Source organism: Bacillus sp. TCT6, assembly GCF_056033845.1.
This window is the reverse complement of the sequence record NZ_JBVYHX010000001.1, coordinates 4,236,004-4,253,515: the sequence shown is the minus strand read 5'-3', so window position 1 is coordinate 4,253,515 and position 17,512 is coordinate 4,236,004. Positions and strand designations below refer to the sequence as shown.

Sequence of the window (17,512 nt, the reverse complement as noted above, 5' to 3'; positions counted from 1 at the left end):
AGTCAAATAGGTAAAGAGAGGGTACAACAGTGAAGTTTGTGCATTTACAATGTCAAACCGTTTTTAGTTTATTAAAAAGTGCTTGTAAAATTGATGAGCTTGTAGTCAGGGCGAAAGAACTTGGTTTCTCATCGCTGGCTATTACGGATGAAAATGTTATGTATGGCGTTATTCCGTTTTATAAAGCATGTAAGAAACATGGTATACAGCCTGTTATTGGATTAACCGCTTCTATTTTTAGTGAAGAAGAAGAAAGGTCTTATCCGCTTGTATTACTTGCTGAGAATGAAATAGGCTACCAAAATTTATTAAAGATTTCTAGCAGTATTATGACAAAGTCCAAAGAAGGTATTCCTAAGAAGTGGCTTGCGCATTATGCGAAAGGATTAATTGCTATTTCACCAGGTAAAGATGGCGAAATTGAGCAATTATTACTAGAAGACAATGAGAGTCAGGCTGAAGAAGTAGCTCGAACATATCAAAATATGTTCGGCCATTTTTATATGAGTTTGCAGCATCATGCAATTCAAGATGAGTTGCTTTTACAAGAGAAGCTACCTGAATTTATTAGTAGGGTTAATATTCCAGTCGTTGCAACAAACGATGTGCGTTATATCAATCAAAGTGACGCACTTGTTCACGAATGTTTACTATCTGTTGAAAGTGGAACGAAAATGACTGATCCAGATAGGCCGAGGCTGAAAACAGATCAATATTATTTAAAATCATCGGATGAAATGGAAGCACTATTTTCCCATGCGCCGGAAGCAATCCAAAATACAATAAAAATTGCAGAGCGTTGCCAAGTAGAAATACCGTTCCATGTAAATCAACTTCCGAAGTTTCCTGTTCCGTCTAACGAAACGAGTGATATATACTTGCGTCGTGTTTGTGAAGAAGGTTTGCGGAAACGATATGGTGCGCCGAAAGAAGTGCATATAAAGCGTTTGGATCATGAATTAAATGTTATTTCTCGTATGGGATTTAGTGATTATTTCCTCATCGTATGGGATTTTATGAAGTATGCACATGAAAATCATATTTTAACAGGACCAGGTCGTGGATCGGCAGCTGGTTCACTCGTCTCATACGTATTAGAAATTACAGATATTGATCCGATTGAATACAATCTATTATTTGAAAGGTTTTTAAATCCTGAACGTGTGACGCTTCCAGATATTGATATTGATTTTCCAGACGTAAGACGTGATGAGATGATTCGCTATGTGAAAGATAAATACGGTCAGCTTCGTGTTGCGCAAATTGTAACGTTTGGTACGCTTGCAGCAAAAGCAGCAATTAGAGACATTGCCCGCGTAATGGGGCTTCCGCCACGAGATATTGATATATTTTCAAAACTTATCCCATCAAAGCTCGGTATAACGTTAAAAGATGCATATGAAGAATCACAATCACTTCGTGAGTTTATACAAGGGAATCTTCTGCATGAGCGTGTGTTTGAAATCGCAAAACGTGTAGAAGGTTTACCACGTCATACGTCTATTCATGCGGCTGGCGTTATTATGAGTCAAGAACCGTTAACAGGCAGTGTAGCAATTCAAGAAGGACATAACGATGTTTATGTTACGCAATATCCAGCTGATGCGCTAGAAGAACTTGGGTTGCTTAAGATGGACTTTTTAGGGTTACGTAATTTAACGTTACTTGAAAATATTATAAAATTTATCGCGAACAAAACAGGGAAAGAAATCGATATAAGAAACTTACCTCTTCAAGATGAAAAGACGTTCCAATTATTAGGGAGAGGGGATACAACAGGTGTATTCCAGCTTGAGTCAGGTGGTATGCGAAATGTACTTCGCGGGTTAAAACCGAATGAGTTTGAAGATATCGTAGCTGTTAACTCGTTATACAGACCGGGGCCGATGGAACAGATACCGACCTTTATTGAATCGAAACATGGAAAAAGAAAAATTGAATATTTACATCCGGATTTAAAGCCAATTTTAGAAAGAACATACGGCGTCATTGTATACCAAGAACAAATTATGCAAATTGCATCGAAGTTAGCAGGGTTTTCGCTCGGAGAAGCAGATTTACTGCGCCGTGCAGTGAGTAAAAAAAATCGTGATATTTTAGATCAGGAACGTAAGCATTTTGTCCAAGGGTGTTTGCAAAATGGTTATGATGAGACGTCTGCTGAGAAAATTTATGATTTAATTGTAAGATTTGCGAATTACGGTTTTAACCGAAGTCACGCTGTAGCTTACAGTATGATCGGATATCAGCTTGCCTATTTGAAAGCGAACTATACGCTGGAATTTATGACGGCATTATTATCAAGTGCAATTGGAAATGAAGATAAAATTGTACAGTATATACGAGAAACGAAGCGGAAAGGCTTTCACGTTTTGCCGCCGTCTCTTCAGAGAAGTGGTTACAACTTCCAAATAGAAGGGAATGCGATACGTTACAGTTTACTTTCGATCCGAAATATTGGAATGGCTACAGTGACGGCATTATTAGAAGAACGAAAGAAAAAAATGTTCGAAGATTTGTTTGAATTTTGTCTCCGTATGCCGTCAAAGTTTGTGACGGAGCGCAATTTAGAAGCTTTCGTCTGGTCCGGATGTTTTGATGATTTTGGTGTTTCGAGAACGAATTTATGGAAAAGTATTAAAGGGGCATTAGAGTACGCGAATCTCGCACGTGATTTAGGAGATGCTGTTCCAAAATCAAAATACGTACAAGGAGAAGAGCTATCTTTTATTGAACAACTAAATAAAGAGAAGGAAGCACTTGGCTTTTATTTATCAAGTTATCCGACAGCGCAGTATGTAAAGTTAGCAAAAGAATTAGAAATTCCATCTCTCGCTCAGGCGATGCGACACAAGAAAAAAGTACAAAGAGCTATTGTGTATATAACAAGTGTGAGAGTGATTCGTACGAAAAAGTTTCAAAAGATGGCATTTATTACATTCTGTGATCAAAATGATGAAATGGAAGCAGTCCTCTTCCCGGAAACGTATATACATTTCTCGGACAAGTTACAAGAAGGAGCAATTGTTTTAGTTGACGGTACGATTGAGCTAAGAAATCATAAGCTGCAATGGATTGTAAATGGTCTATATCCGCTAGAGGAAATGGATGTTTATGAAGAAAAGAAAGACGCATCTGTTTACGTGAAATTGCCGTCTCAGTATGAGAAAAAGCTTTTAAATCAGGTTACGAAAATATTGTTCGACTATTCAGGTTTTGCGAAAGTACTAATTTATTATGAAAAGGAACATAAAATGGTACAATTATCTCGGAGTTTATCGATTCATCCAAGTGAAGAATGTTTAGGAGCACTTCGTGAAATTGTCGGGGAAGAAAATGTAGTTGTGAAAATATAATGGACAATTTCCCTACACTTCGATTATTATAGTAGTAGTGTTCGTGGTCAGACCACTTGGAGAAATTGATATCAGCAAGAATAATTTGAGGAGAGTGGATAGTTTGTCAACACTTCGTGAAGAAGCACTTCACATGCATAAAGTGCATCAAGGAAAATTAGAAACTGTATCAAAAGTAAAAGTAGAAAATGCAAAAGATTTAAGTCTTGCATATTCTCCAGGGGTTGCAGAACCTTGTAAAGAAATTTATGACGATAAAAGTAAGGTATATGAATATACGATGAAGGGAAATATGGTAGCAGTTGTGACAGACGGAACAGCTGTACTTGGTCTTGGTAACATTGGACCTGAAGCATCTCTTCCAGTAATGGAAGGTAAAGCTGTATTATTCAAGAGCTTTGCTGGTGTAGATGCATTCCCGATTGCCTTAAATACAAACGATGTAGATAAAATTGTTGAAACTGTAAAATTAATGGAGCCAACTTTTGGCGGCGTTAACTTAGAAGATATCGCAGCACCAAACTGCTTCATTATTGAAGAGCGTTTGAAAAAAGAAACAAATATTCCTATCTTCCATGATGATCAACACGGAACAGCTATCGTAACAGTAGCAGGTCTTGTAAATGCACTGAAATTAGTTGGAAAGAAAATGTCTGACATTAAAGTTGTCGCAAATGGCGCAGGTGCAGCAGGTATTGCAATTATTAAACTTTTATATCGCTATGGTGTACGCGACATTATTATGTGTGACCGTAAAGGGGCAATCTATGATGGTCGTCCTACAGGTATGAATCCGGTGAAGGATGAAGTTGCAAAATATACAAATAAGAATCGTATAGAAGGTTCTTTAGCTGATGTTGTACATGGTGCGGACGTATTCATTGGTGTATCTGCAGAAGGTGCATTAACAGAAGAGATGGTTCGTACAATGAATGACGATGCGATTATTTTTGCAATGGCGAATCCGGTTCCAGAAATTATGCCAGAATTGGCAAAAGCAGCGGGCGCAGCTGTTGTTGGAACAGGTCGTTCTGACTTCCCGAACCAAGTAAATAATGTACTGGCGTTCCCTGGTATTTTCCGCGGTGCACTTGACGTACATGCGACACAAATTAACGAAGAAATGAAGATGGCAGCTGTACAGGCTATTGCTGAGCTTGTAGCAGAAGATGAGTTGAATGCAGATTATATCATTCCGGCACCATTTGACGCGCGTGTAGCGCCTCAAGTAGCGGCTTACGTTGCAAAAGCAGCAATGGAAACAGGAGTAGCTCGCCGTCAAGTAGATCCAAATGAGATCGCTGAAAAAACAAAACAATTAGCGCTGATTGGTAAAGAATAAGCGAGGAATTTCCATTGACATCATCAAATACAAAAGTATATCTCGAAATTGTAAAAAAAATCCGTTCCATTATGGAAGAGGATGGATTGGTAGCGGGGGATCGTTTGCCGTCTGAGCGTGAGTTAAGTTCACGCTTAAACGTAGGACGTTCCTCTGTAAGAGAAGCATTGCGTGCTTTAGAACTGGTAGGATTGATTGAAACGAGACGTGGTGAAGGGACATTTATTCGAAACTTTTATGATAACGGCCTTGTACAATTAATTGCTCCGTTCTTACTGCAAGATGAGAAAACAATTCGTGATTTATTACAAACGAAACGATTGCTTGAGAAAGATATGATTCGAATTGTATGTAATTTACCGAAAGAAACGTTTTCTAAAGTACTAAGTAGATTACACCAAGTACTTGAAGGAAATGAAAACTCAATCCCAACGCTTCATCAAACGTTCTTTAAAACACTTATTGAACAAGTCGATAATTATTTACTATATCGCATTTGGATGATCGTAAATGATTACGTAGCAACTCTTTCTTGTAAAGTTTCAAGAAATTCTATCGATATGTATAGAAAGCTTTATGCTACTTTGGAAGAAAAACAAGAAAATGATGCACTAAAAATTTACGATGAATTAGTAGAGAATATACAGTTTCACTCGTAATGTATAAAATTTGTCGAAATGACCATGACACGTTATGACAAACATTCTACCGCTTAGCGGTTAAAGTTAAACGTAAAGAGTGAGGTTATTAGACAGATTGAGAAGATAAGGCTAACATCAAACTTTGGTGTTAGCCCCATTTTCTTCTTACGCTAACCTTAGCTCTCAACGAAGGGGGTCAAATTGTGCTAAGAGATTTATTCGTGAAAAAGAAAAAGTACGCTGCAATACCTTCAGAACAAGTACGAAAAGATGTACCAGATGGCGTTATGACAAAATGTCCGGAATGTAAAAAAATCATGTATACGAAAGAACTTCTAAAAAATTTAAAAGTATGTGTGAATTGTGGATATCATCATCCTATGAATGCATGGGAACGTCTTGATAGTATATTGGACGAAGGGTCATTCCGTGAGTATGACAAAGAAATGGTTTCATTAAATCCACTCGAGTTTCCAGGTTATGAAGAGAAACTAGAGAGCGATCGTAAGAAGACTGAATTAAACGAAGCGGTTGTAACTGGTGAAGGAACAATTGATGACATGCTTGTTGTTGTTGCAGTAATGGATTCTCGTTTTCGAATGGGGAGCATGGGCTCTGTGGTAGGAGAAAAAATCGCCCGTGCGGTTGAAAAGGCGTACGACTTACAAGTTCCATTTATTATCTTTACTGCTTCGGGTGGTGCCCGTATGCAAGAAGGGATATTAAGTTTAATGCAAATGGCAAAAACAAGCGTAGCTTTGAAAAAGCATAGTAATGCAGGAGGATTATTTATTTCTGTTATGACTCACCCAACGACGGGCGGGGTTTCAGCGAGTTTCGCTTCACTTGGTGATTATAATCTTGCAGAACCAGGTGCACTTATCGGATTTGCTGGTAGACGTGTAATTGAACAAACGGTGCGTGAGAAACTACCGGAAGATTTCCAAACGGCAGAATTCTTACTAGATCATGGTCAATTAGATGCGGTGGTGCATCGTGATGATATGAGAGAATCGCTTCGCAAGATTTTAGAAGTTCATCAAGGAGGGGGAATGGCTGTATGGCAGAGCTAGAATTTGAAAAACCAGTTGTTGAGCTAAGAAATAAGATTCGTGAACTGAAAGACTATACGAAAAACAGCCAGATGGACTTCAGTGAGGAGATTCGTATTTTGGAAGACAAGCTAGAAAATTTAGAGGAAGATATATACGGTAATCTGAAAGTATGGGACCGTGTTCAAATTGCTCGTCATGCAGAACGACCGACAACGCTCGATTATATTGAGCACTTATTTACTGATTTTTTCGAATGTCATGGAGATCGTCTATTTGGCGATGATGCAGCGATTGTCGGCGGCATTGCGAAATATAAAGGGATGCCTGTAACTGTAATTGGGCATCAGCGCGGAAAAGATACGAAAGAAAATATTCGCCGTAACTTTGGAATGCCTCATCCAGAAGGATATCGAAAAGCATTACGCTTAATGAAGCAGGCGGAAAAGTTCAATCGTCCTATTATTTGTTTCATTGATACGAAAGGGGCTTATCCTGGTAAAGCTGCTGAAGAACGTGGTCAAAGTGAAGCTATCGCCCGCAATTTATTTGAAATGGCAGGTTTAACTGTACCTGTTATTTGTATCGTTATCGGTGAAGGTGGTAGTGGCGGTGCGCTAGGCCTTGGAGTGGGAGATTACATTCATATGCTAGAAAATTCCACTTATTCTGTTATTACACCAGAGGGTGCAGCGGCAATTCTTTGGAAAGATGCAGGAAAAGCAAAGGAAGCTGCAGAGGCAATGAAAATTACAGCAGCAGATTTGAAAGAATTAGGTGTAATTGATGAAATTATTCCAGAGGCAAAAGGTGGAGCTCACCGTAATCTTTCGAAACAGTCAGAAAATATAGATTTAATGATTAGAAAAACTTTTGAACAATTAAACGGAATTTCGAAAGATGAATTAATCGAAAAACGTTATGAAAAATATATGAAAATTGGGCAAGTTTCGTTTTCAAACGCTTCCATTGGGATAAAATAAGAAAAGCGTGCGTTCCTCTTCGCGAATGCACGTTTTTATTATGAAAAGACACATCTTCTCCATTGTGTTTTTATATTTTTTCGTGTTATTTTATTATAAGGCAAATAATCTTTATGAGGTGAGTACAAATGAAACGTATTGGTGTATTAACAAGTGGTGGAGATTCACCTGGTATGAATGCTGCCATTCGTGCAGTTGTTCGTAAAGCGATTTTCCATGATATTGAAGTATATGGTATTTACCATGGATACGCTGGATTAATTTCTGGTCACATTGAAAAATTAGAACTTGGTTCTGTTGGCGATATTATCCACCGCGGTGGTACGAAATTATATACAGCAAGATGTCCTGAGTTTAAAGACCCAGAAGTACGACTAAAAGGTATCGAGCAATTAAAGAAACATGGTATCGAAGGACTTGTTGTTATTGGTGGAGATGGTTCTTACCAAGGCGCTAAAAAATTAACTGAACAAGGATTCCCGTGTGTTGGTGTACCAGGTACAATCGACAATGATATCCCTGGAACAGACTTCACAATTGGTTTCGATACAGCTTTAAACACTGTTATTGATGCAATTGATAAAATCCGTGACACAGCTACATCTCATGAACGTACATATGTTATCGAAGTAATGGGACGTCACGCTGGTGATATCGCATTATGGGCTGGTTTAGCTGATGGTGCAGAAACAATCTTAATTCCAGAAGAAGAGTATGACATGGATGATGTTATCGCTCGTCTGAAGCGTGGTAGTGAACGTGGTAAAAAACACAGTATTATCGTTGTAGCTGAAGGTGTTGGAAGTGCAATTGACATCGGTAAGCACATTGAAGAAGCAACAAACTTTGATACTCGTGTAACTGTATTAGGTCACGTACAACGTGGTGGATCACCAAGTGCACAAGACCGTGTATTAGCAAGTCGTCTTGGCGCAAGAGCAGTTGAATTATTAATTGCTGGTAAAGGTGGACGTTGTGTAGGTATTCAAGATAACAAACTTGTTGATCATGATATTATCGAAGCGTTAGCTCAAAAGCATACAATCGATAAAGATATGTATCAATTATCTAAAGAATTATCCATCTAATTGACGTAATGTCAGATATTTGGGAACGGTTTCATAATTTTCGGAGGTGCAATATGCGTAAAACTAAAATTGTATGTACTATAGGTCCTGCTAGTGAAAGTATTGAAAAATTAGAGCAATTAATCGAAGCAGGTATGAACGTTGCTCGTTTAAACTTCTCTCATGGTAGCCATGAAGAGCACGGAGCTCGTATTAAAAACATTCGTGAAGCTTCAAAGAAAACTGGTAAAACAGTTGGTATCTTACTTGATACAAAAGGTCCAGAAATCCGTACTCACGACTTCGTAGACGGACAAGCTGAGCTTGTAACAGGTGCAGAAGTAGTTCTTTCTACTGAGCAAGTATTAGGTACTGCAGAGAAGTTCTCTGTATCTTATGCTGGTCTTTATGACGATGTAGACCCAGGTTCTCGCATTCTAATCGATGACGGTCTTATCGAACTAGAAGTAATCGAAAAAGCTGATGGAAACATCCGTACAAAAGTTCTTAACAGCGGAACTGTAAAAAATAAAAAAGGTGTTAACGTACCAAACGTAAGCATTAAGCTTCCTGGTATCACTGAAAAAGACGTAAAAGATATCATCTTTGGTATCGAGCAAAAAGTTGATTTCATCGCAGCTTCATTCGTACGTAAAGCGTCTGACGTATTAGAAATCCGTGAATTATTAGAAGAGCATGGTGCTCAATACATCCAAATCGTACCGAAAATCGAAAACCAAGAAGGTATCGACAACATCGATTCAATCTTAGAAGTTTCTGACGGTTTAATGGTAGCTCGTGGTGATATGGGTGTAGAAATTCCACCAGAAGAAGTACCATTAGTACAAAAACGTCTAATCAAAAAATGTAACGTGTTAGGTAAACCAGTTATTACTGCGACACAAATGTTAGACTCTATGCAACGTAACCCACGTCCAACTCGTGCGGAAGCAAGTGACGTAGCTAACGCAATCTTCGATGGTACAGATGCAATCATGCTTTCAGGTGAAACAGCTGCTGGTCAATATCCGGTAGAAGCAGTAACAATGATGGCTAACATTGCAGTACGTGTTGAAAAATCATTACAATACGAAGATATGTTCAAAAAACGTATTAAAGAGTTCACTCCAACAATTACAGATGCAATTAGCCAATCTGTTGCGCATACAGCACTTGCTCTTGATGTAGCTGCAATCGTAGCTCCAACAGAAAGTGGACATACTGCGAAAATGATCTCTAAATACCGTCCAAAATCTCCAATTGTAGCTGTAACATCTGACGAGCAAGTAGGACGTCGTCTTGCGCTTGTTTGGGGTGTACAAGCGTTTATGGCTGAGAAGCGCGCAGCTTCAACTGACGAAATGTTAGATACAGCAATTCAAACAGGTATGGATGCAGGTCTAATCGGACTTGGAGATACTGTAGTAATTACTGCTGGTGTTCCAGTTGCTGAAACTGGAACAACAAACTTAATGAAAATCCACGTTGTTGGTGAAGAAGTTGCTAAAGGACAAGGAATCGGTCGTAAAGCTGCAAAAGGTAAAGTAGTTGTAGCAAAAACAGCTGCTGAAGCTGTAGCGAACGTAAACGAAGGTGATATCCTTGTTACAACAAGTACTGATAAAGATATGATTCCTGCAATCGAAAAAGCTGCTGCTTTAGTTGTAGAAGAAGGTGGCTTAACAAGCCATGCGGCTGTTGTAGGCGTATCAATCGGTATTCCTGTTATCGTTGGTGTAAACGGCGTAACAGCAACTTTAAAAAATGGCCAAGAAGTAACAGTTGATGCAGCACGCGGAATTGTTTATAATGGACATGCGGAAGTGCTATAAGTAATACGGAGAGAAGGATCGGAGTCCTTCTCTTTTTTTTACACAAAACGAGATAGAATTAGTTTAAAGTGCCTAGAATTGCTTTTAAAAGCGGTTTGTTATGAGTTTTAGTATGAAAGGGTATCTATATTTCGTATGATGTATATAGGCGTTGTGAGGGTGTTAAAAGTGAGTTGTGAGAGGGGTGTAGAACTATGAAGTGGTTACTATTCTTGTTTATTTTAATACCGGCGATTGAGATTACGGTCTTAATTGGATCAAGTCATGTAATAGGTTTATGGTCTACGTTCGCTATGATTGTATTTACAGGTGTTGTAGGTGTGTATTTGGCGAAAAGACAAGGATTTAAAGTACTTGGAGAGATTCAATCTAAGTTGAATAGAGGGGAAATGCCAGGTGAGGCAGTACTAGATGGTATTTTTGTATTTGTAGGAGGTATTCTCTTGGTGCTTCCTGGGTATGTGACAGATGTGCTAGGGTTTATCTGCGTGATCCCTATTACGAGAGCTTTATTGAAGCCGCTTGTTATGAAGTGGATGGAATGGAAATTTAGAAAGAACTCTACTATTATCATTCAGAAGTAGCACTTAGATTATAACGATCTAAGTGCTATTTTTTTGTCTTGTAAGAGGAGAGGGGGTTTCTGATTGAGGCTTCGCTTTACTGCGCTATTTGTGGGGGATTTCTATCTCAAAGTTGGGTTGCTCGTAAGTGTCTGATGTGGGGGCGAATGATGAGTGGGGATGAACAAAACGTCCGCTTATTATATTTGCTATATAATTTTCGTTTGAACTCTTGTTGTGCTTCGATTAAACGTGTAATTTTTAAATGCTATTAATTTGGATGAATAAGATGGAGAGAAATGCAGCTAAATTAAAGTTTTGCTTTCATATAAAAGGTGGGGATTGTTAGTTGAAGCCTTATTCTATGTGGTTTTGTATATTTATTCATTTACATAAAAAGTAATAAATGTAAGTAATAAATATATATAAAATAGAATAAAAATGTATTTTTGATTAGAAAATGTGTTTTTTATGCAAAAAAACAAGAGGATTATCCTTTTTCTGGGTAATGCTCTTGTTACATGTGAGTAGTGTGAAAAAATAAGTGAAAGGAATAATCAGTGGGAAATTCCCACTGATTACAGCTTGTTTTTTATATGAATTAGAAACTTTTATTTTGAAGGTGAACCTTTAATATATTTCCACAAGTCATGGAAGACATTAGCTTTGTGTAATGTATTAAGTAGTACTAAGGTGACTGGACCGATGATTAATCCTAAAAAGCCAAAAAGCTTAAAGCCGACAAATAGAGCGACGAGTGTTGCTAATGGATCGAGACCGATGTTAGATGAAAGTACTTTCGGTTCCATAATTTGTCTTTGGACAATCACGACGATGTATAAAATGAGAAGACCAATGGCGAATGCGGTATCGCCAGTGAAAAATACGTATATAACCCATGGAACGAAGACTGCGCCTGTTCCTAAATATGGTAGTAAATCTACAACTCCTGTAATAATCGCAATAGTAATGGCGTATGGTACGCGTAATATTAAAAGTCCGATCAGTACAATGACGGTTGTCATAGATACGAGTGTAAGTTGTGCTTTCACAAAACCAAATAAAGCTTTTTTTAAGTCGACAAAAATAGTTTTTCCGTAGCCATGTACACGATTTGGTAGTAATTTTCTTGTTTTTTGAGCAAGACGGTGCCAATCGTAACTAATGAAGAAAGTGGCTAATAAAATGAATACAAGGACAGTTAACGTTGTTGGCAGTGCACTAATGAAATTTGTTAATCCGCTTATAATGGCGGTTAAAAGTTCTTTCATTTGTGTTGTTGCTTCTGTTCCTAAGTTTTGAATGTTTTGTGTAATTGTATAGCGCTGTGGTTCTCCAAGATGATTAAATTTAGAGATTAAATCATCGTAGAGAGGCATAATATGATTAAGTGCAAATTGCTGAGCGAATGTAACGATATCCGGAAACTTTACTGTAACAAGTTGGAGTAAGTATGTTGTGGCAGATATTGCTTCAGTCACAAGATATGTAACAAGTCCAACGATAGCTCCAAATACGAGAATTAAGCTAACGAGTACTGCTAGTGCGCGAGGAAATTGTAGTTTTTGATTAAGGAAATTGACGACAGGATTAATCAAATAAGCAAATGCAAAAGCGATAATAAAAGGATAGATAAGCCCTGACATGTATAGTAATACATAGAACCCAGCTATCGTTGCTACAATGACAAATATGAGTCGCAATATCATATATAGTAAGTTTCGGTTCAAAGATGTATACCTCCCATTCCGATTTGGATTATCCTAATTCGTTCAACTTATAACTAGCGTGCTCTGCTGATTAAAGTCTTACTTTAGCGGCAGTAAATCTCCCGCCAAAGCCCAATTGATGACGGCCAATAATCAGTGGAAGATGCCCAACTGATTAAAGTGTTACTTTATGTTATAGTGGAATGATGGATTTAGCCTGCTTTTTTCGGTATATGAATGGCTGTGAAAGCCTATTCGTGATGCTACTACTATATGGTAAAAACTTCATTTTCTCTTCTTTTTATTTTACCTGTTTCTTATTAGAAAAGAAAGAAGAGACGACTGTTTTCAAAAATGTATACATGCTTAAATTTTTTGGTGAAAGTCTCTTTTTAGAATGTATAAAAAATTGAAGGTGTTATCGATAAATAGGCATCTGTATAGCATGTATAACGATAGGTTTAAAGGTATTTTTGTTTGGAAATGAGTTCATTATTTTCAGAAAGGAAGTGTAAACATGATTAGTCAGTCAACGTTATTTTTATTCATACTACTTATTATAGGACTTATTGCTAAAAACCAATCGCTTACTGTAGCTATTGGGGTGTTATTTCTATTAAAATTTACGTTTTTAGGAGATAAGGTCTTTCCTTATTTACAAACGAAAGGAATTAACCTAGGTGTAACGGTCATTACAATAGCGGTGCTAGTACCGATTGCGACGGGGGAAATAGGTTTTAAACAACTTGGAGAAGCGGCGAAATCGTATTATGCGTGGATTGCTTTAGCTTCAGGTGTAGCAGTCGCTTTGTTAGCGAAAGGCGGCGTGCAATTGTTGACAACGGATCCTCATATTACAACTGCGCTTGTTTTTGGGACAATTATAGCGGTTGCGTTATTTAATGGGGTTGCTGTTGGTCCGTTAATTGGGGCTGGAATTGCCTATGCGGTTATGAGTATTATACAAATGTTTAAATAAGGAATTTTATAGTAATATAAAATTTTTGAATTCTTTCTGTTCACAAAAGTCAGATAATTGTTTATAATAGGATTAGAAACTTTGAAAAGTTACATAACAGCAGAGACTTTACACCAGATAAAATAAAAACAACATAAAACAATTTTATAATGATATTGTTTTATGTTGTTTTTATCATAAAACTCTTCGGAATGTATTTTCCTCACTAACTTGTTGTTTTGAGCGTGAGGATTCGGGGAGACATTCACGCTCATGCTTTCCATGTAAACCATGGACAATAAGAGGGGAACATCGCAACAAATTTGCATGATCGTGCATTTTGCTTGCCTAAAGAGTGAACGGGCGTTCATAATTCATAAGGGGAGCAAATAGATATAAGGAGCAAGGTTGGGAGAATTTTCAGGAAAAGGAGAGAATGTCATGACTGTTATTCGAGGTTTAGAAGGGGTAGTAGCAACAACATCATCTGTGAGCTCTATTATTGATGATACATTAACTTATGTTGGGTATAATATTGATGATTTAGCTGAGAATGCTACGTTTGAAGAAGTAGTGTACTTATTATGGCACCGCAAGCTTCCTAATGAAAAAGAACTAGCGGAATTTAATGAAATTGTATCTGAATACTATAAAGTTCCAGGTGAGATTTTAACATATTTGAAACAAGTAGATTTAAAAATTGCACATCCGATGTCTGTTTTACGAACTGCAATTTCCATGCTATCATTATACGATGAGAGCGCTGAAATTATGGATGAAAAGTCTAATTATTTGAAAGCGGTTAAATTACAGGCTCAAGTGGGAACTTTAGTTGCTGCTTACGCGAGAATCCGTAAAGGTTTAGATATTGTTGAGCCAAGAAAGGATTTATCATTAGCTGCAAACTTCTTGTACATGTTAAATGATCGCGAGCCAAATGAAGTTGAAATTGAAGCTTTTGATAAGGCGCTTGTACTTCATGCAGATCATGAGTTAAACGCTTCTACATTTACTGCACGTGTTTGCGTAGCTACACTTTCAGATGTATATTCTGGTATTACAGCAGCAATTGGTGCATTAAAAGGTCCTCTTCACGGTGGGGCAAATGAAAATGTAATGAAGATGTTAACTGAAATTGGCGAAGAAGAAAATGTAGAATCATATATTCATAATGCTCTTCAAAATAAAGTGAAAATCATGGGCTTTGGCCACCGTGTGTATGAGCAGGGTGATCCACGTGCAAAACACTTACGTGAAATGTCTAAGAGATTATGCGTGCTTTTAGGAGAAGACAAATGGTATAATATGTCTATCAAAATTGAAGACATTGTAACAAAAGAAAAAGGTCTTCCACCAAATGTTGATTTCTATTCAGCTTCTGTATACCATTGTTTAGGAATTGACCATGACTTATTTACACCTATTTTTGCAATTAGCCGTATGTCAGGCTGGTTAGCTCATATTCTAGAACAATATGAAAATAACCGTTTAATCCGTCCACGTGCTGATTATAATGGACCAACGCATCAAGTGTATGTTCCAATCGCACAAAGATAAGCAAAAAACACTATTTTGATAGTGAAAATACGCTTTCAAAAGTCTGATTTTTTCGGAAAGATGTAATGATTAGAATATTTTAATTTGACTAACGGTTTGAACTGAGGGGTTATTCCCTCAGTTTCATACATATGAAATTTCAAACATGGGGGTTATCACATTGACGACAGGTGAAAAAATTACTGTAACTAATGGTGTTATGAATGTACCAAACAATCCGATTATTCCATTTATTGAAGGAGATGGAATTGGTCCTGATATTTGGGCAGCTGCATCTCGCGTAATAGAAGCAGCAGTTGAAAAAGCTTATGATGGTGAGAAGAAAATCGTTTGGAAAGAAGTGCTTGCAGGGGAAAAAGCATTCAACCAAACAGGCGAGTGGTTACCAGAAGAGACTTTAAATTTAATCCGCGAATATTTAATCGCAATTAAAGGTCCACTTACAACTCCAGTTGGCGGTGGTATTCGTTCTCTAAACGTAGCACTTCGTCAAGAATTAGATCTATATGTATGTCTACGTCCAGTTCGTTATTTTGAAGGTGTTCCTTCACCTGTAAAACGTCCGGAAGATACTGATATGGTTATTTTCCGTGAAAATACAGAAGACATTTATGCTGGAATTGAATATGCACAAGGATCTCCAGAAGCAGAAAAAGTTCTTGCTTTCTTAAAAGAAGCAATGGGTGTTAATAAAATCCGCTTCCCAGAAACATCTGGTATTGGTATTAAACCAATCTCAGAAGAAGGGACAAAGCGTCTTGTTCGTGCTGCAATTCAATATGCAATTAACGAAAAACGCTCTTCTGTTACATTAGTTCATAAAGGAAACATTATGAAATTTACAGAAGGTGCTTTCAAAAACTGGGGTTACGAAGTAGCGGAACAAGAATTCGGCGACAAAGTATTTACTTGGGCTGAATATGATCGCATTGTTGAAAAAGATGGTAAAGATGCAGCGAATAAAGCGATGGCAGACGCTGAAGTGGCTGGAAAAATCATCGTAAAAGATTCTATTGCAGACATCTTCTTACAACAAATTTTAACTCGTCCACGTGAGTTCGATGTTGTTGCAACAATGAACTTAAATGGTGACTATATCTCTGATGCACTTGCTGCACAAGTAGGTGGAATTGGTATTGCACCTGGTGCAAACATTAACTATGTGACTGGACATGCTATCTTTGAAGCTACACATGGTACAGCTCCAAAATATGCAGGTTTAGATAAAGTAAACCCATCTTCAGTTCTTCTTTCAGGTGTATTATTATTAGAACACTTAGGATGGAACGAAGCTGCGAAATTAGTAACAGATTCAGTTGAGAAAACAATTGCATCAAAAGTAGTAACATATGACTTCGCTCGCCTAATGGAAGGCGCAACAGAAGTGAAATGTTCTGAGTTTGCTAATGAGCTTATTAAAAACATGGATGTAGCGATAATCAAAAACGCATAATTAAAGCGGGGGGTAAATTATGACAATCAAACGCAAGAAGGTTTCAGTCATCGGTGCAGGATTTACAGGAGCAACAACGGCATTCTTATTAGCACAAAAAGAACTTGCAGATGTTGTATTAGTGGACATTCCACAACTGGAAAATCCAACAAAAGGGAAAGCGTTAGATATGTTAGAAGCGAGCCCAGTACAAGGTTTTGATGCTAACATTATTGGAACATCTGATTACGCAGATACTGCTGATTCTGACGTTGTCGTTATTACAGCAGGTATTGCACGTAAGCCTGGTATGAGCCGTGATGACTTAGTAGCAACGAACTCTAAAATTATGAAAAGTATTACGCGCGACATTGCAAAACATTCACCAAATGCAATTATTGTTGTGTTAACAAATCCAGTTGATGCAATGACATATTCTGTATTTAAAGAAGCAGGATTCCCGAAAGAGCGTGTAATCGGCCAATCGGGCGTATTAGATACAGCTCGTTTCCGTACATTCATCGCACAAGAATTAAATCTTTCTGTAAAAGACATTACAGGATTTGTTCTTGGTGGACATGGTGACGACATGGTACCTCTTGTGCGTTATTCTTATGCAGGCGGTATTCCGTTAGAAACGTTAATTCCGAAAGAGCGTTTAGAAGCAATCGTAGAACGTACACGTAAAGGTGGCGGTGAGATTGTAGGCTTATTAGGAAACGGTAGTGCATATTACGCACCAGCAGCTTCTTTAGTTGAAATGACAGAAGCAATCTTAAAAGATCAACGCCGTGTATTACCAGCTATTGCGTACCTTGAAGGTGAGTATGGTTATAGTGACCTTTACTTAGGGGTACCAGTAATTCTAGGTGGTAACGGAATTGAAAAAATTATTGAATTAGAACTTCTTGCAGATGAAAAAGAAGCGTTAGATCGCTCTGTAGAATCTGTACGTAACGTAATGAAAGTTCTTGTTTAATAATTGAATAGTAGTGAAAAAGATTCGGGATTCCGAATCTT

13 protein-coding genes are annotated in these 17,512 nt (G+C 37.7%); 12 read left to right on the top strand and 1 reads right to left on the bottom strand.

The window, feature by feature from the left end; translation table 11 throughout:
* Positions 1-29 precede the first annotated feature (29 nt).
* The 8 genes from dnaE (at position 30) to AC0ONG_RS21635 (ending at position 10,857) form a co-directional block, all read left to right on the top strand.
* Positions 30-3,356, top strand: coding sequence for a DNA polymerase III subunit alpha (gene dnaE, locus AC0ONG_RS21670; RefSeq protein ID WP_000673721.1), 3,327 nt, complete (start codon positions 30-32; stop codon positions 3,354-3,356).
* Positions 3,357-3,489: 133 nt separating this feature from the next.
* Entirely contained in the window at positions 3,490-4,698 is a 1,209-nt protein-coding gene (gene ystJ / locus AC0ONG_RS21665) for an NADP-dependent malic enzyme (protein ID WP_161635086.1), read from the top strand.
* A 14-nt stretch (positions 4,699-4,712) separates the two neighbouring features.
* Positions 4,713-5,357 (top strand): FadR/GntR family transcriptional regulator, encoded by a 645-nt coding sequence (locus AC0ONG_RS21660; protein WP_000204446.1) that lies wholly within the window; start codon positions 4,713-4,715, stop codon positions 5,355-5,357.
* 185 nt (positions 5,358-5,542) lie between these two features.
* Positions 5,543-6,412: an acetyl-CoA carboxylase, carboxyltransferase subunit beta gene (gene accD / locus AC0ONG_RS21655; RefSeq protein WP_000942858.1), complete on the top strand. Its 870-nt coding sequence runs from the start codon at positions 5,543-5,545 to the stop codon at positions 6,410-6,412.
* A complete protein-coding gene (gene accA, locus AC0ONG_RS21650; protein WP_000818789.1) occupies positions 6,400-7,374 on the top strand; it encodes an acetyl-CoA carboxylase carboxyl transferase subunit alpha in 975 nt (324 codons plus the stop codon). The genes accD and accA overlap by 13 nt, the downstream gene beginning before the upstream one ends.
* 128 nt (positions 7,375-7,502) lie before the next feature.
* The gene (gene pfkA, locus AC0ONG_RS21645; RefSeq protein ID WP_000821157.1) at positions 7,503-8,462 is read left to right on the top strand and encodes a 6-phosphofructokinase; all 960 of its coding nucleotides are present in this window, start codon (positions 7,503-7,505) and stop codon (positions 8,460-8,462) included.
* A 53-nt stretch (positions 8,463-8,515) separates the two neighbouring features.
* The gene (gene pyk / locus AC0ONG_RS21640) at positions 8,516-10,273 is read left to right on the top strand and encodes a pyruvate kinase (RefSeq protein ID WP_001232667.1); all 1,758 of its coding nucleotides are present in this window, start codon (positions 8,516-8,518) and stop codon (positions 10,271-10,273) included.
* Positions 10,274-10,467: 194 nt separating this feature from the next.
* On the top strand, positions 10,468-10,857 hold the full coding sequence (locus tag AC0ONG_RS21635; protein WP_000871631.1) for an FxsA family protein: 390 nt from the start codon (positions 10,468-10,470) through the stop codon (positions 10,855-10,857).
* 590 nt (positions 10,858-11,447) lie between these two features.
* Here AC0ONG_RS21635 and ytvI read toward each other — a convergent pair.
* Positions 11,448-12,566: a sporulation integral membrane protein YtvI gene (gene ytvI / locus AC0ONG_RS21630; protein ID WP_001081375.1), complete on the bottom strand. Its 1,119-nt coding sequence runs from the start codon at positions 12,564-12,566 to the stop codon at positions 11,448-11,450.
* A 496-nt stretch (positions 12,567-13,062) separates the two neighbouring features.
* On the opposite strand from ytvI, the gene AC0ONG_RS21625 reads away from it, so the two are divergent.
* From AC0ONG_RS21625 to mdh, 4 genes are all read left to right on the top strand, one after another.
* A complete protein-coding gene (locus AC0ONG_RS21625; RefSeq protein WP_000625507.1) occupies positions 13,063-13,524 on the top strand; it encodes a DUF441 domain-containing protein in 462 nt (153 codons plus the stop codon).
* A gap of 387 nt (positions 13,525-13,911) precedes the next feature.
* Entirely contained in the window at positions 13,912-15,060 is a 1,149-nt protein-coding gene (gene citZ / locus AC0ONG_RS21620) for a citrate synthase (protein ID WP_000503651.1), read from the top strand.
* A gap of 160 nt (positions 15,061-15,220) precedes the next feature.
* Positions 15,221-16,513: an NADP-dependent isocitrate dehydrogenase gene (gene icd / locus AC0ONG_RS21615; protein ID WP_000206893.1), complete on the top strand. Its 1,293-nt coding sequence runs from the start codon at positions 15,221-15,223 to the stop codon at positions 16,511-16,513.
* A 19-nt stretch (positions 16,514-16,532) separates the two neighbouring features.
* Positions 16,533-17,471 carry a malate dehydrogenase gene (mdh, locus tag AC0ONG_RS21610; protein ID WP_000153232.1) on the top strand — a complete coding sequence of 313 codons (939 nt, stop codon included), beginning with the start codon at positions 16,533-16,535 and terminating at the stop codon, positions 17,469-17,471.
* Positions 17,472-17,512 lie beyond the last annotated feature (41 nt).

Coding starts and splice junctions, on each gene's coding strand:
- ystJ (WP_161635086.1), top strand. CDS start 3,490: ATGCATAAAGTGCATCAAGGAAAATTAGAAACTGTATCAAAAGTAAAA.
- accA (WP_000818789.1), top strand. CDS start 6,400: ATGGCAGAGCTAGAATTTGAAAAACCAGTTGTTGAGCTAAGAAATAAG.
- pfkA (WP_000821157.1), top strand. CDS start 7,503: ATGAAACGTATTGGTGTATTAACAAGTGGTGGAGATTCACCTGGTATG.
- pyk (WP_001232667.1), top strand. CDS start 8,516: ATGCGTAAAACTAAAATTGTATGTACTATAGGTCCTGCTAGTGAAAGT.
- AC0ONG_RS21635 (WP_000871631.1), top strand. CDS start 10,468: ATGAAGTGGTTACTATTCTTGTTTATTTTAATACCGGCGATTGAGATT.
- AC0ONG_RS21625 (WP_000625507.1), top strand. CDS start 13,063: ATGATTAGTCAGTCAACGTTATTTTTATTCATACTACTTATTATAGGA.
- mdh (WP_000153232.1), top strand. CDS start 16,533: ATGACAATCAAACGCAAGAAGGTTTCAGTCATCGGTGCAGGATTTACA.